This is a genomic window from Acinetobacter lwoffii, assembly GCF_022967985.1.
Classification (GTDB): domain Bacteria; phylum Pseudomonadota; class Gammaproteobacteria; order Pseudomonadales; family Moraxellaceae; genus Acinetobacter.
Genome location: NZ_JALJVC010000002.1, coordinates 1 through 24,758 on the forward strand (window position 1 = coordinate 1; position 24,758 = coordinate 24,758).

Below are 24,758 nucleotides of genomic sequence, written 5' to 3' on the forward strand. Positions count from 1 at the left end.
AGAATTTAGTCAAATAAATGTTATTTATGTGCTATTTCGACTGAAACATCACATAAAAATAAAATTGAGAGGCGTATACTGAACCGGTCTATGGAGCGGATATGTCCTCAAATTCATCTTCAAGCCATATTGAATATGGCTCTTCTGCTTTTAAAGCAGTGCTTTTTTCCTTATTCCTTGCTGGCTTTGCCATTTTTTCATCACTGTATTGCGTACAGCCCATGATGCCGATTCTGGCTGATTATTTCCAGGTCAGCCCGACTCAAAGCAGTTTCCCTTTATCTTTTTCTACCATTGCCTTGGCAGTTGGCCTGATTTTTACTGGACTAATATCAGACCGATTCGGTCGTAAGCCGATTATGGTCTGGTCTCTATTTTCAGTCTCAGTATTATTACTATTAAGTGCAATATTGCCGATCTGGTCCGTGTTTCTGACCACACGAGTAATGATTGGATTGACAGTCAGTGGTGTCGCAGCAGTCGCGATGACTTATATCGGGGAAGAAATTGCAGAAAAAGATATCGGTTTTGCCATGGGCTTATATATTTCTGGCACAGCGATAGGTGGTATGGGAGGGCGTTTAATTGCCGGAGTTTTAGTTGATTTTATCTCTTGGCAATCTGCTACTTTGTTGATTGGTATTTTAAATCTCTGTATTGCAGGCTTATTTTATTACCTATTACCCGCTTCGCAACATTTTAAAGCCTATCCAATCAAGCTGAATCGTTTTAAAAACTCATTTAGGCAGAATCTTGCTGATCCGAAACTTCGGGTTTTATTCCTGCAAGGTTTTATCTTGATGGGCTGCTTTGTCTCGGTATTTAATTATCTGAGTTATCGCTTGATCCAAGCGCCATTTGAATTATCTCATGTCTGGATTGGCGTGATTTCGATTACTTATTTGGCTGGTATTTATAGCTCCCCTCGAGCAGCACACTGGGGACGGCATTATGGCAAATTCAGAATATTGGCAGCCATGATCCTGATGATGCTTGTGGGCTTGGCGCTGATGCTGATTAATCAGTTGGTTGTTGTTTTTATCGGATTGCTGATTTTTACTTTTTCTTTCTTCGCTGCCCATTCGACTGCCAGTAGCTGGGTGTCGATCCAGTCGTTACAGTATCGGGCAGTCGGTTCGTCGCTGTATTTATTTTGCTATTACCTGGGTTCAAGCGTGTTGGGGAGCTCAAGCGGATTGGTATGGGAAAATTATGGCTGGATAGGATTAACTGTGTTTATCACAGCGTTATTACTGACAGGTTTGGCATTTAGTTTAAGACTCCGTTCAAATTAGAGATTCTGTCCAAGCTTTCCTCCTCATAAATAAGATAAATTTCTTTTTTGATATATTTAAACTTTAGATTCAAGTGACAAATAGAAAGTGGTTCAGTTAGTCTCTGATTTTGTATAAATTATAATCAAGCAAGCTAGACCTGATTCATGGTAAAATAATCGGCTTTCATCTTTGATCTTATTTTTAGATCTCCTATCATCTGCCAGCCGAGAATTGCTAGCCATGTCTACTGCTTATACCATGCAGACTGCGCCAAAAGCGTTGTTTGATTACGACAAATATTGGGCGTCTTGTTTTGACCCTGCGCCATTTTTGCCGATGTCACGCGAGGAAATGGATCAACTCGGCTGGGACAGCTGTGATTTTATTTTAGTTTGTGGTGATGCTTATATCGATCATCCATCTTTCTGTTCAGGCATTATTGGCCGTACCCTGGAAGCACAAGGCTTCCGTGTCGGTATTATTGCACAGCCAGACTGGACCAGCGTGGATGCGTTCCGCGTTTTGGGTAAACCAAATATTGCCTGGGGTGTAACAGCAGGGAATATGGATTCCATGATCAACCGTTATACGGCTGACCGTAAAATCCGTTCTGATGATGCCTATTCACCAGACAATCAGCCAAACAAACGTCCAGACCGTGCGGCAACTGTGTATTGCCAGCGTGTTCGTGAAGCTTATCCGGATGTACCAGTATTGCTCGGCGGTATTGAAGCGTCGTTACGTCGTATTGCACATTATGATTACTGGTCAGACAAAGTCCGTCGTTCAGTCTTGATGGATTCAAAAGCCGATCTTTTAATGTACGGTAATGGCGAACGCTCAATCACTGAAATCATGCATCGCTTGGCGCGTGGCGAGAAAATTCACGAGATTACTGATGTTCGCGGTACAGCGTTTATTGTGAATAAACACAACCGTGCCTCTAAAGCCAAGTTTGTGGAAATTGCATCGAATGATGTCGATGCCATTGGCCGTGTTGATCCAATTATTAACCCGTATGTCATGACTGAAGATATCGAGGGTTGTGAGATTGAACAAGGCAAGGATTCTAGCCAGTACCAAGGTTTTCAAAAAGAACATGTCGCTAACCCGATTGTGCGAGCAGGGGATGACTTAGATCCTGATACACAAATTGTGCAACTGCAACCGGCTTCTAAAGCGATTAAACATAAGTTACCGCCGCGCGAATTGGCCGTAATTCGTTTGCCTGCTTTTGAAGAAGTGGCTGCAGATCCAGTGCTCTACGCACATGCCAACCGTATTCTGCATCTGGAAACCAATCCGGGAAATGCGCGTGCCATGGTGCAAAAGCATGGTGAACGTGATGTCTGGTTGAATGCACCGCCAATTCCGTTGACTACCGAAGAAATGGACTATGTGTTTGACCTGCCTTATGCACGTCTGCCGCATCCTGCTTATGGCAATGCACGTTTCCCGGCATTCGACATGATCAAGTTCTCTGTGAATATCATGCGTGGCTGTTTCGGTGGTTGTACCTTCTGTTCAATTACGGAACATGAAGGTCGTATTATTCAGAACCGTTCTGAAGAATCGATTCTGCGTGAAGTGGAAAAAATCCGTGATACCGCACCGGGCTTTACGGGTATTATCTCGGACTTGGGTGGCCCAACAGCCAATATGTATCGTTTGGCCTGTAAAGATCCTGAGATTGAAAAGAACTGTCGTAAACCGTCATGTGTATTCCCGGGCGTTTGTCAGAATTTGCATACGGATCATGCTCCATTGACGCAGTTATACCGTAAAGCGCGTTCTTTACCAGGCATTAAAAAGATTCTGATTGGTTCAGGCCTACGTTATGACCTTGCGGTTTTAAACCCTGAATATGTCAAAGAACTTGTCACCCATCATGTCGGTGGTTACTTAAAAATTGCGCCTGAACATACCGAAAAAGGCCCACTCAATAAAATGATGAAGCCGGGTATTGGGACTTATGACCGCTTCAAGCAAATGTTTGATCGTTATAGTAAGGAAGCAGGCAAGGAACAATACTTAATTCCTTACTTCATCGCGGCGCATCCGGGAACTACCGATTACGACATGATGAATTTGGCGATTTGGTTGAAGAAGAATGGTTTCCGTGCCGATCAGGTACAGACCTTCTATCCATCACCGATGGCGACTGCAACTACCATGTATTACACGGGTAAAAACCCGCTGGCGAAAGTGGCGCGTTATACTGAAAATGTTGACATTGTGAAAGGTGAGAAGCGTCGTCGTTTGCACAAAGCTTTCTTGCGTTATCATGATTCAAACAACTGGCCTTTACTGCGTGAAGCCCTGAAAGAAATGGGTCGTCAGGATTTGATTGGTAACTCGAAACAGCATTTAATTCCGACTTATCAGCCTGTAGGCAGTGCAGACGGTCAGTATCAATCGGCGCGTAAGAAGAACTCGACGGTTGCAGGTGATTCGCAAAAACGTACCGGTGAGCAAGGGAATCGTAGCAAGGCTGCACAAGCTCAGTCACGTCCTTCAAATACCAAGAAGCGTCCTGAACGTGGGCAAATTCTGACCCAGCACACAGGTTTGCCGCCGCGTGAAACAGGCGATGCCAAAAAACCGTTTGGTGGGCCAAAGCCTAAAGCGAAGCCCAAATCACGTGCATAATTAAGTTAATAAAAAGACACTTCGGTGTCTTTTTTTAGCTCTTGGGTAAAGTAACGTAGCCTGAGCTTGTTCGTTGAAAGTGTAAAAGAATATATTATTTGCATTAAGTTCTTTAAAAAAGTGATATAAAAATAACACTTTGTCGGAATTGTCCTACAGCTGGGCAGATATGTATTGCGATCAATTCCATGGATGTTTTAGAGTGCATTATCAGTACTTTAAATCCACTTTCATTGGCATCCAGAGAGATGTCACTTTAGGTAACACAGAATCGAGTTTTGATACCAGTTGTATGGGTATTTAAACAGATTAGTTGTTAGCTCTATTTAAAATAAAGCGTGGGTTTATACTGCACAACAATAAAACAAAAATGATTATAAGAATGCAAGGATTTAGGCATGACCACCTATATTATGATTGGGAGTTTCCTGCTCTTCTGTGTCGTGCTCATGGCATGGAAAAAGCTCGGAAATAATTCCAAACCACAAGACAGCGCGTTAAAGCAGCGTGCTATTTTTAACCTGAATGAGCAATTGACCTTCACTCGCCTGAGAGAAGTATTACCTGAATACATTATTCTGGCACATGTTTCCTATGATGCCTTAATGACGACTAAATTTAACCGGACTCGACATAAGTACCGCAACCTGACTGCAGATTTTGTAATTCTGGATCAGCAGCACCAGATTCTAGCCGTGGTGGGAGTAGATGACCCATTAATTTTGAAGCGTCCCCAGCAGACGGGTTTTCAGGATGCATTACTAACCATGGCAGGTTATCGGGTAATTCGTTACGATGATGTGCCGGAATATTATCAGTTGCGCCAGGACTTCTTGCAGGAGCAAGCGCAAATGCAGAAAATGCCCAAATATACAGTTAGCAATGATCTGAAAAAATATTATTTATATTCGGATTTAGAGCGCAGTAAAATCAAAGCTGTGGGCTAAAACAAAAAAGCATGCCAGAAGCATGCTTTTTTTATGAGTATCGATCTTGAAACATTATTCTGGTTTAACCGCCACGACAGTCAGTTCGACCAATACCCGTGGATCATAGAGTTTTGCTTCTACACAGGTACGAGGCAGCGCTTCGATATCAGCGACCCAGGCATCCCAGACTTCATTGAAGGCTGCATAATCCTTCTCAATATCTTTCAAATAGATGGTTACCGACATGATGTGACTTTTGTCTGTGCCGGCATCTGCCAGAAACTGGTCAATAATATCTAAAGTCTGTTGGGTTTGCCCTTTAATATCCAGTTCAACATCTGTGGCCAGCTGGCCGGCAAGATGCACCAGATTACCGGCAATAGCAATTTCCGAAAAGCGTTTCGATACGTGTAAACGTTCAACTGTCATGTTGTTCATCCTGAGTTTTGGGCATCAGGGCTGCGACCAGTGCAGTCAGCAGACAACCCACCGCCAGATAGATGGCTACATAATGCCATGAACCATCCGCCCAAATCACCAGTGCCGCTGCAATAAATGGGGTAAAACCACCCCCAATGATGCTCGCCACCTGATAGCCAACTCCGGCACCGCTGTAGCGGTATTCTGTGCCAAACAGGGAGGTGAAAATCGGTTGATGGACACTGACCACCATATCGTGTGCGACGTTCGCCAGTAAAATTGCCCCGACAATGATCATCCAGGTGTTTTGTGCATCGAGCGCCATAAAAAATGGAAAGGCTGAAAGCGCACCAATCAAACCGCCCCAGACACACATTTTCTGATGATTGAATTTATCCGCCAGCCAGGCAAAGAAGGGAATACTGAAACAGCTGATGGCACCGACCATCAGCGTGATATTCAGGAAGAACTGTTTGTCCATGCCTAGGTTGCTGGTGGAATAGTTCAGGGCGAAATTGGTGACCAGATACATGGTCAGCAATTCAGTCAAACGTAAGGCAATAATATAAAAGAAAGCTTTTGGATGTTTGCTGATCGCCTGCAAGATCGGCAGTTTTTCTGGTTGATGATCAGCTTTCACCACCTTTTCCACAAACTCTTGCGATTCATCCTGATCACGTCGGATCCACATCGCTACAGCTAACAGTACGATGCTGGCCAGAAAGGGAATACGCCATGCCCAGTCCGCAAAAGCCTGTTCGCCTAGGGTCGCAATAATAATGGAGACTGCACCAGTGGCCAATACCAGGCCAACACCATAGCCGACCTGAACCCCGCTGCTATAAAAGGCTTTTTTACCCTTGGGTGCATTTTCAACTGCCATCAGAGCTGCGCCGCCCCATTCACCACCCACGGCAAAGCCTTGCAAGGCACGGCAAAACACCAACAGCACCGGAGCCCACCAGCCAATTGCTTCAAAATTTGGCAGCAGACCAATCCCGACCGTGGAAATTCCCATCAGGATTACCGTAAGTACCAGCATTTTTTTACGGCCGAGCTTGTCACCAAAGTGACCAAATACCACACCACCTAAAGGACGAAACAGGAAGCCGACCCCAAAGGTGGCCAGAGCCGCAAGGGTACCCATGTTCTCGCCAATACTGGGGAAAAACTGATCTTTAAAAATTAAGGCTGCAACAATGCCATAAAGGAGAAAATCATACCAATCGACAACAGCACCAACAAAACTAGATAGCGCAGCTTTACGTGCGCGTTGTTCTTGAACAACAGAAGAATTTACAGAAGACATGCAGGAGGGGATTCCATGAGTTACATCAGAGTTGCCCTGCAATATTCGGATTTGATCGTCACGCTAATCACAGGACATCATGCTGAAAGTAAAGGTGATTTTCAGCATCTCGGCACATACATGGATAATGCATTGCGCAGATAGAGTACTCTAAAAAATCAAAATGTAAAAACAAAGTTGCCGTATTTTTAAACTGATGCCTAAAACATGATCAAAAAAGGTTTAGAGTAGCAATAACTGGGTTTCAGTTTCGGGGACGCTGAGCTGATACACGCCGACGCCGATCAGCCGAAATTGCATCTGCGGAGCAATATGCAGGTCGTCGAGCAGTAAGTCCAAGGCTTGGGCTAATTCCTGTGGGCTACGCAGCACCTGTTTAAAACTTTTACTGTGTTGCATCACCTGAAAATTCTTGAGTTTTAATTTGACCGTAACGCCGCGAGCAGAAAGCTGTTTCTTTTGCAGGCTTTGCCATACTTGTCCAAGTAAAGGCTCCCAATAGGGGCGACATTGGTTCAGATGCAGGTCATCATCAAAAGTGGTTTCTTTGGAAATTTGCTGGCGTTCCCGTTCCACTTCGACCGGTCGTTCATCAATGCCTTGAGCATACAAAAATAGCCGCCGGCCATATTTGCCAAAATGTTGAATTAGTAAGGCTTCATCGATTTGCTGTAAATCGCCTAAAGTTTCTAGATTCAGGCTTTTCAGTTTTTCCTGAGTGACTTTACCGACGCCGGGAATTTTTTTCAGTGGCAGATCCTGGATAAAACGCTGTACCTGCGAAGGTTTAATCACACAGATCCCATTCGGTTTGTGCCAGTCCGAAGCAATTTTGGCAAGAAACTTGTTGGGTGCTACACCAGCAGAAGCGGTTAATCCGGTGGCTTGAAAAATATCCTCGCGAATTCGCATGGCGACTTCGGTAGCACTTGGGATTTGTTTTAAATTTTCTGTGACATCTAGAAAGGCTTCATCCAGAGACAGTGGCTCAATCAGGGAAGTATATTGCTGGAAGATCTGATGAATCTGTGCCGATACCTGCCGATATTTGGCAAAATCCGGCTCAATCACGATAACTTGAGGACATAGTTTGCGCGCCTGCCCCATGGACATGGCAGAACGCAGGCCATAAACCCGTGCCGGGTAGGAGGCAGCCGCGACCACCGCCCGAGGATGATGCGAGGCAATCACCACAGGTAAGTCTTTCAGTTCTGGACGTTCACGCAGCTCTACCGAGGCATAAAAGGCATCCATATCGAGATGAATAATTTTGCGCATGTTCGCTATCTTAAGGGGCTTTAATCGGATTGGGAAGCGAAGGCTGAGTTGAGTAAATAGGGTTGCGGTCCGCTGAGCAGAATGACTTTTGTCCCTTGTGTCTCGGCAGCCTGAATCAGAAGTTGCAAACTTTTTGGAGTGTCATCGGCAAGACGGGGTAAAAATTGCAGCGGCTGGTTTAAAGGCTGAAAAAAATCATCCCAATGCACCGGAATCACCACTTTGGGCTTGAGCAGGTTCAGGGTTTCAGCCAGATATTGCTGCTGATAGGCATCGGATTGTCTGGAAAGCTGGGCAATGCCTAAAAACAGGGTATCGACTTTCAGATGCTGCAATTGCTCTGGAATAAATCCGGTACTGGCCTTGACCAGAATTTTATATCCTACATGCTCAATCAGGTAATCGAAACTGCCACCTTCCTTAAATTCGGAAAATTTAGCCGGAAGGGTGAAAGGCTGCAGCAGCTCTTCGCCTAAATCATCATTTACCGCTGTAGGCGGGGTATGTTGTGAGGGAATGGCAGTGATCTGGAAATGGCCCCATTGCTGTATTTGCCAAGGCTTAACCAGCTGTAATTGCTGTGGAGTAACTTTGGGATTTGCCCGGGCGATATTCAGTGTGCTCGGTGAACCGACGATAGCAGTTTTGGGAAGCATCTCCAGTAAGGCCGGTATATCCAGAACATGATCATAATGCGAGTGACTGACCAGAATGGCTTGGGTTCGGCTCAATTCATGGTGTTGCACCAGTTGTTCAATGAGTAGCCTGTCACTTTGAATAGGGCGGTTAAGTACTTGCCACAAAGATGGCCGGCCAAAGAAACCATCGATCAGGATCTGATCGTGGCCATCATCGAGTAATAGGGTGGACACACCAAAAAAATTAACGGTGAGACCATGAACGGATGTACCGGTTTGCGGCTGCCACGCTTTAAAGTCACTAACCTTGCCCGAAGCTTGCAACAGATAAGCCAGTGTACACGCGATGAGCAAGAGAAGAATTACCAAACCGAGTAAAACGCCTTTTATCCATTTCAATCTTTTTATTTCCTTGTTGTTTTGTTTTTATAAAGAATTTTTTTCAGGCGATCAGCTTTATTTTGTTTGATTCTCAGATGAAGGTACTACAATCGCATTCTTCTTGAGAAAATCCAGCCATTGCTGTTCTGAGCCATAAAATACATTCAGGTCTACCGGTGTGGTAATGCCGGGAATTTTCCCCTGACTGGTATGTTGCCAAAACGTCCATTTAGGCTGGTTTTTTAGATCAGGCAGACCCTTGTATTCACGTACCCAGAGCGGTACGTCGGGAAAATGTCCTGTCAGTACAATATTATAAAAAGCTTTAGAAATATAGAAAATCGGCTGTTTGCCATAATGCTTTTTCAGGACATCGTGCATGATCTGGATTTCGCTTAAAAGCTGCTCTTTAGAATAGGTATTGATACATTTGCTGTCATATTCCAGATCAATCACTGGCGGTAAGGCATCCGGTTTATTGGGAACAGCGTCAATAAAGTTCTGTGCCTGAATGCTGCCATCGCGGCAGAGGCGGTAGAAATGATAGGCACCGACCAGAAAGCCGCGTTCCCGGGCCTTGAGCCAGTTTTCCTGAAATTTGGTATCTTTAAAGTCGCCGCCTTCAGTGGCTTTCAGATAAACAAATCGGTATTTTTCAGGCGAAATCTGCTGCCACTGAATCTCTTTTTGATGATGCGATACATCAAAACCCTGGATTGGGTAATCGGCCGCATGGGCAGAGGGTGCTTTCATCAGGCAGAGATAGACCATGGCGCTAGCGATCACAGTGATCAGCACGCCAAGCCCAATCAAGAGCGATTTATTAACTCTGTTCGGAGCCTGATTTTTTTGCATCTTCAGTCCTTGCCTATATGTGATTTAGCCTAAAACTTACAATCAGCCAAAAGTGAATATATCGCATCAAACCGGGGTATTTTTAGGAATATGCCAGAAAATATAGGCTGCAATAATATTGATACAGCCTAAACAGATCAGTGACATATGAAAAGCAGCCACCAGATTGTCAGCGCCGTAATAGGCACTCAGCATGTTTACCAGTGTTCCTGCCAGTGCCACCCCGATACTCATCGACAGCATCATGATCATCGACAGGAAACTGTTGCCGCTACTGGCATCCTGCTGGCTTAAGTCCTTTAAGGTCAGGGTATTCATCGACACGAATTGCAGTGAATTTAAAATGCCGAAGATAAAGAAATGAATCGCACGGAGCCAGATAGGGGTTTCCGCTGTGGTTAGGGCAAAACTGGCAATACACAGACCCACCAGCAAAGTATTGACCAGCAAGACACGGCGATAGCCAAAACGCTGAATGATGTTGCGGATAATCGGTTTGGAGGCCAGCGAACCGAGCACAGTCGGAATCATCAATAAACCGGTAATAAAAGGTTCAAAACCGAATGCGACTTGCAACATCAGAGGCAATAAAAACGGAATCGAGTTGCCGCCGAGACGGGCAAAGAAATTACCCAAAATACCAATCGCATAAATTTTATTTTTAAACAGCCGGCTGCGAAACAGGGCGTTGCTATGGGTATGCGAATGATAGGCATAAACCAAGGTGGCCAATAAACCGGCTAGAATCAGGCTCAGGCTCCACCACAGCGAGTTTTGTGGACTGGCAAAATTTTCAATTCCCAGACAGAGGCCCACCATGGCCACGACCAGCAAGATAAAGCCCCAATAATCAAAGCGAGCGACTGTAGGTTCAAGTACATTCGGCATGGCCTTAAAGGTAATCAGTGCGCCCAGCAAGCCAATCGGCAAATTGATCAGGAAAATCCAATGCCAGGACAGATATTCGACCATCCAGCCACCTAGGGTCGGCCCAATTAAAGGACCAATCAGGCCGGCCAGACTCATCAGGCTCATAGCGGCCAGAAATTGGGTACGGGGAATGATCTTCAGCATCGCCAAACGGCCGACCGGCAGCAATAATGCACCACCGATCCCTTGAAAGATCCGGTACACCAATAATTCATTCAGGCTACTTGACCAGGCACAGCCCAAAGAGGCCAAAGAGAAAATAATAATCGCAGCAAAATAGGTATTTCTAACCCCGAACCGGTCTGCCAGCCAGCCACTTAAAGGAATGCAGGCTGCCACAGACAGCACATAAGCCACAACCACACTATGCATGCGTAGCGGATCTTCCTGCAAATTTTGGGCAATTGCAGGTAGGGCGGTATTAATAATGGTGGTATCCAGCCCCTGCATGAAAAAGCCAATCGAGACCAACAAGACCAGCAGTCTGAACTCGGGATCTAAGGCTTGATGCGTAGGCGTGGCATTCATAATTCTGGAAAACTGAAAATTTTGAATAGTTTAAAGGAATCAGTCGAGTCTGTCGTATATAAAGCGTGTCAACTTTTATAGCAGTGTTGTGTCAAGTAACTGCAACCGATCTGTCATGGCACTGCAATGCTCTGGTTATAAATTGGTCACGAATTCTTCATGATAGATCAACAAAAAATGAAATTAAAATTAAAGTCTTTGATAGTGGCCATGCTGGCTGTGGGGATGGTGGCATGTGGAAGTGAGAATGAAAATGAAACACCGGTTCCAATCGTCGAGGCTACACCGAACTCGATCGAGTTAAGCAAATTAGCTGCTTATGAATCGGGTATGTTTGCGCAAAGTGCAGCAGAAATTCCGGCCTTTGATGCCGAGAGTCAACGCCTATTCGTGGTCAATGCCAAAGAAGGCGTATTGGATGTACTGGATTTAAGTCGACCTGATCAGCCGAAAAAAATAACATCTATCACGGTCGATGACATTGCGCCAGAGGCTGAGGTCAACAGTGTCGCGGTACATAATGGCATTGTCGCCATTGCGATTCAGGCTGCTGTGAAAACCGATCCTGGCTATGTGGCCTTATATCAGGCCAAAGACCTGAGTAAGCTGGCCCACGTACAGGTGGGTGCCTTGCCGGACATGTTGACTTTCACACCGGATGGTCAAAGCTTGCTGGTGGCCAATGAAGGCGAGCCTTCTGATGATTATCAGGTCGATCCAGAAGGTTCAGTGTCTGTCATTAGTCTGGCCAATTTAAAAGCCCCGATCGTTCGTACAGCAGACTTTAAGGCCTTTAACGGACGGGAAGCAGCATTGCGTGAACAGGGCATCCGCATTTTCGGACCAAAGGCCAGCGCAGCGCAGGATTTTGAACCTGAGTACATCACTGTTTCAAAAGATGGAAAAACCGCCTGGGTTGCCTTACAGGAAAACAATGCCTTGGCCAAAATTGATGTGGCTTCTGCCAAAGTACTTGCTGTTTATCCATTTGGCTTCAAAGATCATGGCATGAAGGGTCATGGCATGGATATCAGCGATGCGGATGGTATCGACGGTAAAGGCAAAATCAATATTCAAACTTGGGCCAATGTCCGTGGCTTATATATGCCAGATGCGATTGCAAGTTTCGAGGTCGCGGGCAAAACCTATATTGTGTCTGCCAATGAAGGCGATGCCCGTGCCTGGGGTGAAAACAATCCTGCATATTTCAATAACGATACCAGCCAGGGCTTTGTAGAAGAATGGCGGGTGAAACACTTGGTCCATACCAAAGGTTTTGACCGCCGTCTGGGTGATGATTTGCCAGCTCATCTTCGTGTATTGGCCAAAGGAGCAGAACTCAATCCGAATAATTTTGCGTATTGTGGCGCGGTGGCAGGGGATGCCAAAGACTGCCGTGAAGATCATCTGCTGGGACGTTTAAATATTACGTGGACTGAAGGCTATCAAAAAAATGCCGATGGTACAGCCAAACTGAATGAACGGGGCAATCTGGTCTATGATCATTTATATAGCTTTGGTACACGCTCGGTCAGTATCTGGGTGGAAAATGATCAACAGACCGGTTTAGAACTGGTATGGGATTCGGGTGATCAGTTTGAGCAGTATATTGCCAAACATCATCCTGAGATTTTCAACTTTAATCATGAAGAAGCCGGACTGGATAATCGCAGTGACAATAAAGGGCCGGAACCTGAAGGGGTGACCTTGGGGCAGATTGGTCAAAAAACCTTTGCCTTTATTGGGCTGGAGCGTGTCGGTGGCATCATGGTCTATGATGTGTCTACACCTGCATCACCAGTCTTCGTGCAATATATCAATTCACGTGATTTTAAAGCGACCACAGAGCAGATTGAAATAGGACAAGCCGGTGATTTAGGACCGGAAGGTTTGGTATTTATTCCTGCCAAAGACTCCCCGAATAAGAAACCACTCTTGGTGGTCGGCCATGAAGTCAGTGGCAGTACCACGATTTATCAAGTAAATCTCAAGTAGTCAAAAGCTTTTAAATTCAGGGCACTTCGGTGCTCTTTTTTGTAAGGTGACCGCATATATGACATTTTTGTCATTAAAATGAAATAAAACCGTCATAATCTTGGGCCAACTTTTCAGCAATGCTGAAATCTCCTCGCGTATAGGTTTGTTTTTATGACAATCGAGATTTTGATGGTGATCGGCTTCTGTTTGGCCGCTTACTCTATTGTCGGAAATGATGTACCTCAAACCCTAGGGACATTTATTTCTTCGAATTCACATCGCCCATGGTGGGTGTTGTGGATTTATATCAGCTCAATTTTAATTGTCGTATTGGTCTATGGTTGGTATGCATCTGGGGTGGGTGATGCCTCATACGGTCGTTTAGAAACGATTCCTTTCCCTGAAGGTGGTATTACCTGGCTGTATATTGTGCCGCCAATTCTCCTGTTACTACTGACCAGATACGGGATTCCAGTCAGTACCACCTTCCTGGTGCTTACGATTTTCTCTCCTGCCAGCTTAGGCTCGATGATGGTCAAATCGATGATGGGCTATGCCGTCGCCTTTATTGTAGCGATTGTCATCTATCGTTTTGTGGTCAAGCAGCTGGCACGCCATTTTGCCAAGACACGTCATCAGGAGCACTCCAAGGTCTGGATGGGCTTGCAGTGGGTTTCTACCGGTTTCCTGTGGAGTCAATGGCTGATTCAGGATCTGGCTAACATCTTCGTGTATGTGCCACGTCAGGTGCCGTTTGAATTCCTGATGTTTGCGATTACGGTATTCGTGGTCTTGCTGGGTGTGATTCTGTATCAACGTGGCGGGGCGATCCAGAACATTGTCGACACCAAAACCGGTGTGACCGACATTCGTGCTGCAACGATTATCGACTTCATGTATGCCATTATCCTGTTAGTTTTTAAAGAGTGGAGCAACATTCCAATGAGTACCACCTGGGTATTCCTGGGCTTACTCGCAGGTCGTGAATTTGCCATGTCAATGATTCTGGATGAAGTCAACAAACATCGTACTTCACGTAATGTCAGTGCAGATGCCATGAAACTGATGTTCGGTCTGGCCATGTCGGTCATTCTGGCAACAACTTTGCCGATGTTTTATGAGTTTGTGACGAATTATGGTCAATAAGTCCTGATATTAAAAATCCAATAAAAAAGCGAGCCAGGTGCTCGCTTTTATCTTAATTGGAATGGTTTAAACCACAAATCTTTGCGGATGGCCTAAATTAGTTAAAGTTGTATAAATTTCTTCTTCGTGTTCGCAAATGATCAGTTTGGCGCGATGCTGTGGCGGTAAAAAACCATCTTCGACCGCACGGTCCAGCTGTGCAATCAAGGCATCATAGAAGCCATTCACATTATACAACATCATCGGTTTTTGATGCTGGTTCAACTGGCCCCAGGTGGCAATTTCCAAAATTTCTTCAAACGTGCCGAGTCCACCTGGCAAGGCCACAAAGGCACAGGCCCGCTCGGCCATCATGGCTTTACGTTGATGCATGCTGGTCACCACATGTAATTCGGTCAGCTGATTATGGGCAATTTCATAATCCAGCATAAATTCAGGAATCACCCCAACGGCTTCACCACCATGCTGGATCATGGCATCCGCGACCTGTCCCATCAGGCCAATACTGGCACCACCATAGACCAGACCAAAACCATGTTCTGCCAGTCCTTGCGAGAGATGAATGGCTTTTTCTAAATAAACCGGTTTGTTGCCTGCACGTGAACCACAATAGAGTGCCACTAAAGGGCGTGTTGTTTTTGGGGAGTTTTCTTTAAAATAATCTGTCATTTGAATTACGCTTTGCATTTATTTTCTTCACCTTATCATTTTTCTTTCTTGTGACTCTAGCTTAATTAATAAATATGACAATTCTGTGTGCGGCTACATTTTCACTGCATTATAGCTAGGCAAAATTCATCGATAAACAGCCATGAAAAAAGGTGAATTTCGATTTGATCTTGCTATACTAAAAATTGGTTTCACAACAATAGAACGAAAATGGGTAGTGGTAGTTGGCCGTGTAACTCTATAAATCGCCGTCAAATAATTGATATTATTCAATATCAAAAATATTATGCTGTTTCATTACAGTCTCGGTTCATTCAATGCAGCAGTCCTGAGTGTCAGGAGCCAAGCGTATGATCTTTGAATGGATGTCGGATCCTTCAGCTTGGGTCGGTTTACTCACATTAATTGTTCTTGAGATTGTACTCGGGATCGACAATCTGGTTTTTATTGCCATTTTGGCGGAGAAACTGCCACCAGAACAGCGTAATGCCGCGCGGATTGTGGGCTTAATGCTGGCCTTGGTGATGCGTTTGATCTTGCTGGCTTCGATTGCCTGGGTGGTGACCCTCACTGATCCACTGTTCCACATTTTTGATCATGCTTTCTCGGGCCGAGATCTGATTCTATTGTTTGGTGGGGTATTCCTGCTGTTTAAAGGCACCATGGAACTGCATGAGCGTCTGGAAGCCAAACCGGTCATCAAAGAAGAAAATCCGGTCCATGCGGTATTCTGGATGGTGATTGTGCAGATCGTGGTGCTGGATGCCGTTTTCTCATTGGACAGCGTGATTACTGCGGTTGGCATGGTCAAAGACCTGTCAGTTATGATGATTGCCGTGATTATTGCCATCGGGATTATGCTCTGGGCATCCAAAGCCCTGATGGATTTCGTCAACAGACATCCGACCGTGGTGATTCTGTGTCTGGGCTTCCTGATGATGATCGGGTTCTCGCTGGTGGTCGAAGGCTTCGGTTTCCATATTCCGAAAGGTTATCTGTATGCTGCAATTGGCTTCTCGGTGATTGTCGAATTTATTAACCAGACCATGAAACGCAATCAGGAAAAAATGGTGACCACCACGGATATGCGCTACCGTACTGCTTCAGCCGTAATGCGGATGCTGGGTGGTAAACCTGCTCAGGACAATGATTCGTCTGAACCGGAAGATGTTCTGGCTACGCGTGCCTTTGCTGATGAAGTCTTTAATGATGACAATGGCATCTATCATAGTGTCATGGTGCAGGGGGTACTGGGTCTGTCTGAACGTCCGGTCAAGTCGGTAATGACGCCACGTCCTGAACTGGAATGGATTGATCTGGACAATGACGCTGACAGTATCAAAGAACAGTTATTGCAGATGAGCCACTCGCGTCTGATTATCGCCCGGGGTGAACTGGATAATATTGCCGGTGTGGTACTGACCCATAAAGTCCTCAACGAATACATTGAAACCGGGGTGCTGGATTTTGAAAAGCACTTACGTGAACCGGTGATTGTGCATGAAAATGCCCAGGTCTTGATGGTGATGGAACAGTTGCGTCAGGCTCCATTGCAGATGGCAATTGTCCTGAATGAATATGGTTCAATTGAAGGGATTGCCACCCCAATTGATATTCTTGAAGCAATTGCCGGTGAATTCCCGGATGAAGATGAGTTGCAAGCCGCCGCGGAAAGCCTGGAAGATGGCAGCCTGATTCTGGATGGTTCCACCGATATTCGTCATGTTTCCTTGCTGCTGGATCGTGATCTGGTCAATGAAACCGAAGAATATTCGACTTTATCTGGTTATGTATTGTTCCATATGGCACGTTTACCACATAGCGGTGAAAAGTTTGAAGCAGATGGGCATATCTTTGAGGTCGTGACGATGGACGGTCATAAGATCGATAAAGTGCATATCATTCCGCAGCTTCCTGCACAGGACTAGATTCTAGCCAATGTTTGGCCTGTAAAGTTTGCTAAAATAGCCCGCATTGTCGGGCTATTTTTATGGAACTGAAATGTCAGAAGCATGTCCATGTGGACAAGGCGAATATCACAGTTGTTGTCAGCCACTGCATGTAGGGCAAAAGGTCGCAGAGACTGCACAGCAACTCATGCGTTCCCGTTACAGTGCCTTCGCCAAGCATGAAATCGATTACATCAAAACCACGACTGCGCTGGGTCAGCAACAAGCGCTGGATCTGCAGGCAATTAGTGAATGGAGTAAAGCCAATCAATGGTTAAAGCTTGAAATTGTTCAAGCCAATGAAAAACTAGATAAAAATCATGCCTTGGTCGAGTTTAAGGCACATTATCATGATGGCAAGCAGGCACAGGTGCATCATGAAGCTTCGCATTTTGTGAAGTTTGAAGGTCGCTGGTATTTTCTGGATCCGACTACAGACCATAACATCACCATGAAACAGGCCTGCATTTGTGGTTCGGGGAAAAAATTTAAGCAATGTTGTGCCGGATTCTTATAACTTTCACACAGATTTAGCTTAGAATAGCCGCCATCTCATAGCCTCAGGTGGAAGCAGGGCGATGTTACTGACCGTCATCTATATTATTGCAATTACCGCTGAAGCCATGACCGGGGCACTGTCCGCTGGCCGGCGCAGCATGGACTGGTTTGGCGTGATGATTATTGCCTGTGTCACGGCACTGGGCGGTGGTTCGGTCCGTGATGTTCTGCTCGGACATTATCCCTTGACTTGGGTCAAACATCCCGAATATCTGGTGCTGACCTGTTGCGCCGCCTTCGTCACCATCCTGATTGCCAAATGGATGCGACAGTTACGTAATGTCTTCCTGGTACTGGATGCCTTGGGGCTCATTGGCTTTACCATTATTGGCTGCCAGATTGCCCTGGAAATGGGACATGGTTTTGTGGTCAGCGCCGTCGCGGGTGTTTTGACCGGAGTGTCTGGCGGGATTTTGCGTGACATTTTATGTAATGACGTGCCGCTGGTGTTCCGCCGTGAACTGTATGCCAGTATTGCCTTTGTTTCAGTGATCTTTTACTGGCTCTGTAGCCACTACGGCTTGTCGCAGGATCTGACCATTTTGTCTACCCTGATTTTTGGTTTTAGCTTACGTCTGATCGCCATCTATTTTGGTCTGGAAATGCCAAAATTCATTTATAAAGATGATGATGAGCACTCGGCATCTTCCAAAGACGAATCTTAATTTTTAAATGTATAAAGTGCGGCAATAAAAATAGCCGCATTCAGCTCAATTCGTAGTATAAAAAATATAAAGCAGCCCACCTGTTGAGAAAGCAGCATCTCCCGTTCCACCTGATCAGAGATTTTTGTTATGGATTTAGTTTCTCGCATACAACGCTTACCGATTGGTAGGTTTCACTACACCTTGCTGGTGGTGATTGGACTGGGCTGGATGTTTGATGCGATGGATACCGGATTGATTTCCTTTATCCTGGCAAAAATGGCTGAAGACTGGCAGATGACTGCCGATCAAAAAAGCTGGGTGGTGTCGATCGGTTTTGTCGGCATGGCGATCGGGGCGATTTGTTCAGGTGGCCTGGCAGACCGTTTTGGCCGTAAAACAGTCTTTGCTGCGACCCTGGTCATTTATAGCCTGGCCACTGCAGCTTGTGCTTTTGCACCGGATCTGACCTGGCTGCTGGTATTCCGTTTTATCGTCGGTTTGGGCTTGGGTGGTCAGCTACCCGTGGCCGTAACGCTGGTCAGTGAATATATTCCTGCGCATGTACGTGGCCGTTTTATTGTCTTGCTGGAAAGTTTTTGGGGGCTGGGCTGGCTGGTCGCGGCGCTAGTATCGCGCTTTATCATTCCAGATTTTGGCTGGCAAACCGCTTTCATGATTGGTGGCCTGCCTGCGCTGTATGCCATCGTGATCTGGAAAATGGTGCCGGAATCTATTCCTTTCCTGATTAACCGTGGCCGTATAGAGGAAGCTTCGGCACTGGTGAAAAAGATTGAGCGTCAATGTGGCGTTCAAGTCTATGAAATTTTTGAAGTGAAACCGGTCGCAGAGAAGCAGAATATTTCATTTTCCCAGTTATGGTCGGGTATCTTTGCGCGCCGTACGCTTATGCTCTGGCTGATCTGGTTCGGTATTATCTTTTCCTATTATGGCATCTTTACCTGGTTGCCAAGTTTACTGGTCAAAGAAGGCTATAGCATTGTCCAGTCTTTTGAATATGTGCTGATTATGATTCTGGCGCAGTTGCCCGGTTATCTGGTGGCGGCATGGCTGGTCGAAAAACTCGGTCGTAAGCCGACTTTGGCCGGCTTTATTGGCATGTGCGCGATTTCTGCCTATTTCTTTGGTCAGTCGGGTAGTGTTACTGAAATCGTGATTTGGGGCTGTCTGATGTCCTTCTTTAATCTGGGTGCCTGGGGCGTACTCTATACTTATACGCCGGAACAATATCCGACCAATATCCGTGCCTTTGGTTCAGGCTGGGCCGGGGCTGTTGGCCGGATTGGCGGTATCGCGGCACCTTTTGCTGTAACCCATCTGATGGGTATGCCGAATGGCTTTAGCTATGTCTTTACCATGTTTACGGCAGTTCTGGTCGCTGTCGCGATTGTGATTCTGGTCTTGGGTGAAGAAACCAAAGGCAAGACCCTCGAATCGATGGGCTTATAAAGGGAATGATTTTTTAGTTGCTTAGGGCCTATAAAGTGGATATTTTTAGGCCATAAGACACAAATTGTCGCGCTGAACGATTTGATGCCCTTGTGTCATCTACAGCCACGACTTAGCATAAGAAACATTGATACAAAAACGAATTATTTAGGACTATAGGTTGTTATGACAAGCCTTGCGCATCATGCGACAGAAAACCGCTCCGTAGCAGAATTTACCGAACAAGCTTATCTGAATTACGCCATGTACGTGATTATGGATCGGGCACTCCCTCATATTAGCGATGGCCTGAAACCGGTACAGCGCCGGATTGTCTATGCCATGAGTGAGCTGGGCCTGAAATGGACCAGCAAACCAAAGAAATCGGCACGTACAGTCGGTGACGTACTGGGTAAATACCATCCGCATGGTGACTCGGCCTGTTATGAAGCCATGGTGCTGATGGCACAGCCCTTTAGTTATCGTTACCCGTTTATTGAAGGGCAGGGCAACTGGGGTTCACCAGATGATCCAAAGTCTTTCGCAGCGATGCGTTATACCGAAGCCAAGCTTTCCCAGTACAGTGAACTATTACTGTCTGAACTGGGACAGGGCACCTGTGAATGGCAGGACAACTTTGACGGTTCGATGAAAGAACCGGTGAACTTGCCGGCACGTGTACCGAACATCTTGCTGAATGGCACCACTGGTATTGCTGTCGGTATGGCCACAGACATTCCACCGCATAACCTGCGTGAAGTGGTCAAAGGGACGATTGCGCTAATTCGTAATCCGAACCTGACCGATGAAAAAATCGCAGAATATATTCCTGCGCCAGACTTGCCGACCAAAGCTGAAATTATCACCCCGCCTGCTGAACTGTTAAAAATTCAGACCACAGGTCGTGGCAGCTACCGCATGCGTGCGGTCTATAGCGTCGATAAAAACGAAATTATCATCACCGAACTGCCTTATCAGGTGTCAGGCTCCAAAATCATCACCCAGATTGCCGATCAGATGCAGGCCAAAAAACTGCCTTTGGTCAGCGATGTACGGGATGAATCGGATCATGCCAATCCAACCCGTTTAGTGATTGTATTGCGTTCGAATCGTATTGATGCCGAATCGGTGATGAGTCACTTGTTTGCCACCACCGATCTGGAATCCAGCTACCGCGTCAACATGAACATGATTGGTGCGGATGGCCGTCCACAGGTGAAATCGATTCGTCGTATTTTACTAGAATGGATTGAAATCCGTAAAACCACGGTAACACGCCGTCTGCAATATCATCTGAACAAGATCGAAAAACGCCTACATATTCTCGGCGGTCTGATCATTGCTTATCTGAATATTGACGAAGTGATTCAGATTATTCGTGAAGAAGATCAGCCAAAACCAGTTTTGATGCAGCGTTTTAACATTGACGAGATTCAGGCCGAAGCGATTCTGGAACTGAAATTGCGTCATTTGGCTAAGCTTGAAGAAATGGAAATGCGCCGTGAACAGGAAGAACTGGAAGCGAAAGCGGCAGTAATTCGTGAACAATTGGCCAATCCGGAATCTTTAAAAAGCCTGATCATTTCTGAGCTGAAAGACGATGCCAAGAAATTTGGCGATGATCGCCGTTCGCCAATCGTACAGCGTGCCGAAGCTGCTGCAATTAATGAAACTGAAATGTTGCCGGCCGATCCGGTAACGGTGGTGTTATCAGAAGCTGGCTGGATTCGCTGTGCCAAAGGTCATGAAGTCGATGCAGAAAATCTGAATTTCCGTGCGGGTGATCAATACTTGAGTCATGCACAGGGCAAATCCAATCAACGCGTTTATGTATTAGATGACACTGGGCGTAGTTATGCCTTGGCCATCAACACGCTGCCATCTGCGCGTGGTCTCGGCGAACCACTCAGTTCAAAACTGTCTCCAGGCAGTGGGGTAGGTTTTAAACAGGTTCTGGTGGCAGAGGATGAAACTGAAATTCTAGCAGCAAGCAACAAAGGCTATGGCTTTAAAACCCAGGCCAAGCAGCTGGATACCAGTGCCAAAGCGGGGAAAGCTTTCCTGAATTTATCTGAAGGGGCAGAGGTCATGAACCTGCAGCCGCTCGAAGATGCTACACATGTTGCACTGCTCAGTTCAGCAGGACGTCTGTTGATTGTCGATTTAGCAGAATTACCTGTATTGAACAAAGGTAAAGGAAATAAATTGATACAACTTGAAGATGGTGATCAAATTTTGTCCATGACACTATTGAAGCTTGATGAAATAATTCAAGTGCTTGCAGGACAACAGCAGTTAAAATTAAAAGGGGATGATTTGCGCAAATATATCGGCAAGCGCGGTGCAAAAGGACAGCTTTTACCACGCGGATATCAAAAAGCAAATAAACTGTTGATTCAAAGATAAGACTAGCATCCATCCTGCGAAATACGTTATATATGAACAACGATTCAACAAGATGGATGCAATATCGCACATATACAAGTCTAAAAATGGCGTGTGATATTGAAAAAAACAGTTGAAATACTAAGGATTATGATTGGAGAGATGGCCATTATGGAAAAAATTTGGTTTGCTGAATACCAAAAAACAGGGATTCCAGAAACAGTAGAATTACCAGCAGAAAATACTTCTCTAGTAGATATTTTTGAGCGTAATTTCCAAAAATTCGGCTCGCGTGATGCCTTTATCTTTATGGATAAGGCCATGACTTTCAATGAATTGGAAGAGGCGAGCCGTAAGTTTGCAACTTATCTACAAAGCTTGGGGTTAGCAAAAGGTTCACGTGTGGCAGTGATGATGCCAAACGTTCTTCAGTATCCGGTTGTGGCACTTGGGGTGTTCCGCGCAGGTTTGGTACTGGTCAACGTGAATCCACTCTACACATCGCGTGAACTTGAGCATCAATTGAATGACTCAGGTGCTGAAGTACTGGTGATTATTGAAAACTTTGCTTCTGTTTATCAAGCGATTATTGGTAAAACACCAGTGAAGCATGTCGTGGTCGCTTCTGTCGGTGACATGCTGGGTGCCTTGAAAGGAACTTTGGTAAATTTTGTCTTGCGTTCTGTGCGCAAGCAAATTCCAGCTTGGGATATTCCAGGCCATGTGAGATTTAATGCGGCGTTATCTAAAGTTAATCCAAGTAACTATAAACGCCCTGAATTGACCCTTAGTGATACAGCAGTTCTTCAATACACAGGTGGTACGACGGGTGTATCTAAAGGTGCTGAACTGACACATCGTAACCTGGTTGCGAACATGTTGCAGTGTGACGGCATCTTCCAGAGTAAATTTGGTGCGCAAGATGGTCAGCCAGATGACCGTATTTTCTGTGCCTTGCCGCTTTATCATATCTTTGCATTCATGGTATGCGCACTTTACGGTATGTACAAAGGTCAGGCGAACGTTCTGATTCCAAACCCGCGTGATTTACCTGCGGTGATGAAAGAACTACGTAAATATCAACCGACTTTCTTCCCGGCAGTGAATACACTGTTCAATGCGCTGGTAAACAATGAAGAGTTTAAGCAACTTGATCATAGTAAACTGAAAATGGCGATGGGCGGCGGTATGGCCGTACTTCCTTCTACTGCAGCAGCATGGAAGAAAGTTACCGGAACCAATATCGTTGAAGGCTATGGTTTGTCTGAAACTTCTCCGGTGGCAACAGCAAACCCACCTGCGTCTGAAGAATTCAGTGGCACTATTGGTATTCCATTACCATTGACTGAAGTGGCTATTCTGGATGATGAAGGCAATGAAGTTCCACTGGGTGAGCAAGGTGAAATTTCAATCCGTGGTCCTCAGGTCATGAAAGGCTATTGGAACCGTCCGGATGAAACTGAAAAAGTCATGGTGAATGGCTTCTTCCGTACCGGTGATATCGGTGTCATGGATTCACGTGGTTATGTGAAAATTGTAGACCGTAAGAAAGACATGATTTTAGTGTCTGGTTTTAACGTCTATCCATCTGAAATTGAAGAAGTTGTAGCAACTCATCCAAAAGTACTGGAAGTGGCTGCGATTGGTGTGCCAGATGAAAAATCGGGTGAAGTGCCAAAACTGTTTGTCGTGAAAAAAGATCCGTCTTTAACCACAGAAGAAGTTTTAGCATTCGCTAAAGAAAACCTGACCGGTTATAAACGTCCACGTTATGTCGAGTTTATGGATGAATTGCCAAAATCAAACGTAGGTAAAATCCTGCGTAAAGATTTACGTAAAACAGCCTAATACCTATAAGAAAAAAAAGCGCCGTCAGGCGCTTTTTTTGATTTGGACTTTTTATTTTTTCATTAACCAGCGATCAAAATAAGGACGACCTACACCAACTACTCCCAAGAAGATAAACATGGTGCCAAACTGGCGAGTAAATCCGGTTTGATTAAAGCTGCCATAACTTAGAATGTTATCGACCAAGCAATACACCAGAATCGCGACCAGCCAGTGCCAGAGAGGCATACGCTTGATACCGACGAAATAAAAGGCAATCCATAAAATGGCAAAGGTGAAGATTGGTGACCAGATATTCATATTGGCACAAATGACAGCCATCAGAAATGCCACAATCGGCAGGACAATTTTTAATACGCGATCCACTTGACGTTGATGCTGGCGTTGTTTCTCGAGGACATCGAACATTTCATTTTGATCAGGCGCGACCATAGTGAATCCTTAACAAGTAATAAAAAGCACTCTATTTAACAAAATTTATTCACGAAATGCCATGCTATGATAGAGATAAAATTTTCATGAGAAAAAACAGATGCACAGCATTAGTGGGGTTATTTATCTCATTTTGGCCGCTTGTCTTTTGCCTTATGTGTTTACATTGATTGCAAAAAAATCAGCAGGCTTCAGCAGCAAAGACAATCAGAACCCACGGGCATTTTTAGAAAAGTCTTCAGGCTTGGCCAGTCGCGCGAATGCTGCCCAGCAGAATAGCTTTGAAAGTTTGCCACTCTTTATTGCTGCTATTCTAATGGCGGAATATATGGTGGTGCCGCAAAGTGTAGTGATGACTTTTGGTGTAGCTTATCTGGTTTTTCGTGTGTTGTACGGAATCTGCTATTTAGCCAACTGGGCGACTTTACGCTCTATCGTATGGTTGCTCTCGATGTTATGTCCGGTAGCTTTATTGCTGCTGATCATCAAGTTAGTTTAAGTCATCAG

General features: G+C 45.4%; 21 protein-coding genes. 13 read left to right on the plus strand and 8 right to left on the minus strand.

Annotation, left to right across the window (positions count from 1 at the left end; all coding sequences use genetic code 11):
- Positions 1–101: 101 nt before the first annotated feature.
- The 3 genes from MWG72_RS01445 (at position 102) to MWG72_RS01455 (ending at position 4,873) form a co-directional block, all read left to right on the plus strand.
- On the plus strand, positions 102–1,295 hold the full coding sequence (locus MWG72_RS01445) for an MFS transporter (RefSeq protein ID WP_247143084.1): 1,194 nt from the start codon (positions 102–104) through the stop codon (positions 1,293–1,295).
- Between the two features lie 222 nt (positions 1,296–1,517).
- The gene (locus MWG72_RS01450; RefSeq protein WP_004644879.1) at positions 1,518–3,926 is read left to right on the plus strand and encodes a YgiQ family radical SAM protein; all 2,409 of its coding nucleotides are present in this window, start codon (positions 1,518–1,520) and stop codon (positions 3,924–3,926) included.
- Between the two features lie 398 nt (positions 3,927–4,324).
- Complete coding sequence (locus MWG72_RS01455) at positions 4,325–4,873, plus strand: DUF2726 domain-containing protein (protein WP_004732580.1); 549 nt, start codon at positions 4,325–4,327, stop codon at positions 4,871–4,873.
- A gap of 54 nt (positions 4,874–4,927) precedes the next feature.
- Here MWG72_RS01455 and MWG72_RS01460 read toward each other — a convergent pair whose 3' ends face one another.
- Both MWG72_RS01460 and shiA read right to left on the minus strand, forming a co-directional pair.
- Positions 4,928–5,284 carry a RidA family protein gene (locus MWG72_RS01460; protein WP_005101539.1) on the minus strand — a complete coding sequence of 119 codons (357 nt, stop codon included), beginning with the start codon at positions 5,282–5,284 and terminating at the stop codon, positions 4,928–4,930.
- A complete protein-coding gene (gene shiA, locus MWG72_RS01465) occupies positions 5,274–6,584 on the minus strand; it encodes a shikimate transporter (protein WP_005264011.1) in 1,311 nt (436 codons plus the stop codon). The genes MWG72_RS01460 and shiA overlap by 11 nt, the downstream gene beginning before the upstream one ends.
- Positions 6,585–6,599: 15 nt before the next feature.
- Between shiA and MWG72_RS15495 the strand changes: the two genes are divergently transcribed.
- Positions 6,600–6,728, plus strand: coding sequence for a hypothetical protein (locus MWG72_RS15495; protein ID WP_004644884.1), 129 nt, complete (start codon positions 6,600–6,602; stop codon positions 6,726–6,728).
- 78 nt (positions 6,729–6,806) lie between these two features.
- Here MWG72_RS15495 and dinB read toward each other — a convergent pair whose 3' ends face one another.
- The 4 genes from dinB to mdtD all read right to left on the minus strand — a co-directional run bounded on the left by dinB (position 6,807) and on the right by mdtD (position 11,194).
- Positions 6,807–7,862 (minus strand): DNA polymerase IV, encoded by a 1,056-nt coding sequence (dinB, locus tag MWG72_RS01470; protein ID WP_005248454.1) that lies wholly within the window; start codon positions 7,860–7,862, stop codon positions 6,807–6,809.
- 20 nt (positions 7,863–7,882) lie between these two features.
- Complete coding sequence (locus tag MWG72_RS01475) at positions 7,883–8,899, minus strand: MBL fold metallo-hydrolase (protein ID WP_247143085.1); 1,017 nt, start codon at positions 8,897–8,899, stop codon at positions 7,883–7,885.
- 57 nt (positions 8,900–8,956) lie between these two features.
- Complete coding sequence (locus MWG72_RS01480) at positions 8,957–9,736, minus strand: glycoside hydrolase family 25 protein (RefSeq protein ID WP_247143086.1); 780 nt, start codon at positions 9,734–9,736, stop codon at positions 8,957–8,959.
- 66 nt (positions 9,737–9,802) lie between these two features.
- Positions 9,803–11,194 (minus strand): multidrug transporter subunit MdtD, encoded by a 1,392-nt coding sequence (gene mdtD / locus MWG72_RS01485; protein WP_005248451.1) that lies wholly within the window; start codon positions 11,192–11,194, stop codon positions 9,803–9,805.
- Positions 11,195–11,371: 177 nt separating this feature from the next.
- On the opposite strand from mdtD, the gene MWG72_RS01490 reads away from it, so the two are divergent.
- A complete protein-coding gene (locus MWG72_RS01490; RefSeq protein ID WP_420908499.1) occupies positions 11,372–13,189 on the plus strand; it encodes a choice-of-anchor I family protein in 1,818 nt (605 codons plus the stop codon).
- Positions 13,190–13,342: 153 nt separating this feature from the next.
- Positions 13,343–14,317: a hypothetical protein gene (locus MWG72_RS01495; RefSeq protein WP_086044352.1), complete on the plus strand. Its 975-nt coding sequence runs from the start codon at positions 13,343–13,345 to the stop codon at positions 14,315–14,317.
- Between the two features lie 66 nt (positions 14,318–14,383).
- On the opposite strand, the gene MWG72_RS01500 is transcribed toward MWG72_RS01495, so the two are convergent.
- Positions 14,384–15,004: an LOG family protein gene (locus MWG72_RS01500; RefSeq protein ID WP_004281026.1), complete on the minus strand. Its 621-nt coding sequence runs from the start codon at positions 15,002–15,004 to the stop codon at positions 14,384–14,386.
- Positions 15,005–15,336: 332 nt separating this feature from the next.
- Here MWG72_RS01500 and MWG72_RS01505 point away from each other — a divergent pair, with 332 nt between their 5' ends.
- From MWG72_RS01505 to MWG72_RS01530, 6 genes are all read left to right on the plus strand, one after another.
- Positions 15,337–16,914 carry a TerC family protein gene (locus tag MWG72_RS01505; protein ID WP_005248442.1) on the plus strand — a complete coding sequence of 526 codons (1,578 nt, stop codon included), beginning with the start codon at positions 15,337–15,339 and terminating at the stop codon, positions 16,912–16,914.
- 73 nt (positions 16,915–16,987) lie between these two features.
- Positions 16,988–17,452, plus strand: coding sequence for a YchJ family protein (locus MWG72_RS01510; protein WP_005263978.1), 465 nt, complete (start codon positions 16,988–16,990; stop codon positions 17,450–17,452).
- 61 nt (positions 17,453–17,513) lie between these two features.
- On the plus strand, positions 17,514–18,158 hold the full coding sequence (locus MWG72_RS01515) for a trimeric intracellular cation channel family protein (RefSeq protein WP_004644893.1): 645 nt from the start codon (positions 17,514–17,516) through the stop codon (positions 18,156–18,158).
- A 129-nt stretch (positions 18,159–18,287) separates the two neighbouring features.
- Complete coding sequence (gene niaP / locus MWG72_RS01520) at positions 18,288–19,607, plus strand: niacin transporter NiaP (RefSeq protein ID WP_004644895.1); 1,320 nt, start codon at positions 18,288–18,290, stop codon at positions 19,605–19,607.
- Between the two features lie 165 nt (positions 19,608–19,772).
- Positions 19,773–21,992, plus strand: a complete 2,220-nt coding sequence (gene parC, locus MWG72_RS01525) for a DNA topoisomerase IV subunit A (protein WP_219307623.1) — start codon at positions 19,773–19,775, stop codon at positions 21,990–21,992.
- A gap of 150 nt (positions 21,993–22,142) precedes the next feature.
- Entirely contained in the window at positions 22,143–23,819 is a 1,677-nt protein-coding gene (locus tag MWG72_RS01530; RefSeq protein ID WP_004644897.1) for a long-chain-fatty-acid--CoA ligase, read from the plus strand.
- Positions 23,820–23,870: 51 nt separating this feature from the next.
- On the opposite strand, the gene MWG72_RS01535 is transcribed toward MWG72_RS01530, so the two are convergent.
- A complete protein-coding gene (locus tag MWG72_RS01535) occupies positions 23,871–24,251 on the minus strand; it encodes a hypothetical protein (protein WP_005108436.1) in 381 nt (126 codons plus the stop codon).
- 100 nt (positions 24,252–24,351) lie between these two features.
- Here MWG72_RS01535 and MWG72_RS01540 point away from each other — a divergent pair, with 100 nt between their 5' ends.
- Positions 24,352–24,750 carry an MAPEG family protein gene (locus MWG72_RS01540; RefSeq protein WP_005108437.1) on the plus strand — a complete coding sequence of 133 codons (399 nt, stop codon included), beginning with the start codon at positions 24,352–24,354 and terminating at the stop codon, positions 24,748–24,750.
- Positions 24,751–24,758 lie beyond the last annotated feature (8 nt).

Bases quoted from the DNA above. Each gene is read 5' to 3' on its own strand.
- MWG72_RS01445 (WP_247143084.1), top strand. From the start codon at position 102: ATGTCCTCAAATTCATCTTCAAGCCATATTGAATATGGCTCTTCTGCT.
- MWG72_RS01450 (WP_004644879.1), top strand. From the start codon at position 1,518: ATGTCTACTGCTTATACCATGCAGACTGCGCCAAAAGCGTTGTTTGAT.
- MWG72_RS01455 (WP_004732580.1), top strand. From the start codon at position 4,325: ATGACCACCTATATTATGATTGGGAGTTTCCTGCTCTTCTGTGTCGTG.
- MWG72_RS01460 (WP_005101539.1), bottom strand. From the start codon at position 5,284: ATGACAGTTGAACGTTTACACGTATCGAAACGCTTTTCGGAAATTGCT.
- shiA (WP_005264011.1), bottom strand. From the start codon at position 6,584: ATGTCTTCTGTAAATTCTTCTGTTGTTCAAGAACAACGCGCACGTAAA.
- MWG72_RS15495 (WP_004644884.1), top strand. From the start codon at position 6,600: ATGAGTTACATCAGAGTTGCCCTGCAATATTCGGATTTGATCGTCACG.
- dinB (WP_005248454.1), bottom strand. From the start codon at position 7,862: ATGCGCAAAATTATTCATCTCGATATGGATGCCTTTTATGCCTCGGTA.
- MWG72_RS01480 (WP_247143086.1), bottom strand. From the start codon at position 9,736: ATGCAAAAAAATCAGGCTCCGAACAGAGTTAATAAATCGCTCTTGATT.
- mdtD (WP_005248451.1), bottom strand. From the start codon at position 11,194: ATGAATGCCACGCCTACGCATCAAGCCTTAGATCCCGAGTTCAGACTG.
- MWG72_RS01490 (WP_420908499.1), top strand. From the start codon at position 11,372: ATGAAATTAAAATTAAAGTCTTTGATAGTGGCCATGCTGGCTGTGGGG.
- MWG72_RS01495 (WP_086044352.1), top strand. From the start codon at position 13,343: ATGACAATCGAGATTTTGATGGTGATCGGCTTCTGTTTGGCCGCTTAC.
- MWG72_RS01500 (WP_004281026.1), bottom strand. From the start codon at position 15,004: ATGCAAAGCGTAATTCAAATGACAGATTATTTTAAAGAAAACTCCCCA.
- MWG72_RS01505 (WP_005248442.1), top strand. From the start codon at position 15,337: ATGATCTTTGAATGGATGTCGGATCCTTCAGCTTGGGTCGGTTTACTC.
- MWG72_RS01510 (WP_005263978.1), top strand. From the start codon at position 16,988: ATGTCAGAAGCATGTCCATGTGGACAAGGCGAATATCACAGTTGTTGT.
- MWG72_RS01515 (WP_004644893.1), top strand. From the start codon at position 17,514: ATGTTACTGACCGTCATCTATATTATTGCAATTACCGCTGAAGCCATG.
- niaP (WP_004644895.1), top strand. From the start codon at position 18,288: ATGGATTTAGTTTCTCGCATACAACGCTTACCGATTGGTAGGTTTCAC.
- parC (WP_219307623.1), top strand. From the start codon at position 19,773: ATGACAAGCCTTGCGCATCATGCGACAGAAAACCGCTCCGTAGCAGAA.
- MWG72_RS01530 (WP_004644897.1), top strand. From the start codon at position 22,143: ATGGAAAAAATTTGGTTTGCTGAATACCAAAAAACAGGGATTCCAGAA.
- MWG72_RS01535 (WP_005108436.1), bottom strand. From the start codon at position 24,251: ATGGTCGCGCCTGATCAAAATGAAATGTTCGATGTCCTCGAGAAACAA.
- MWG72_RS01540 (WP_005108437.1), top strand. From the start codon at position 24,352: ATGCACAGCATTAGTGGGGTTATTTATCTCATTTTGGCCGCTTGTCTT.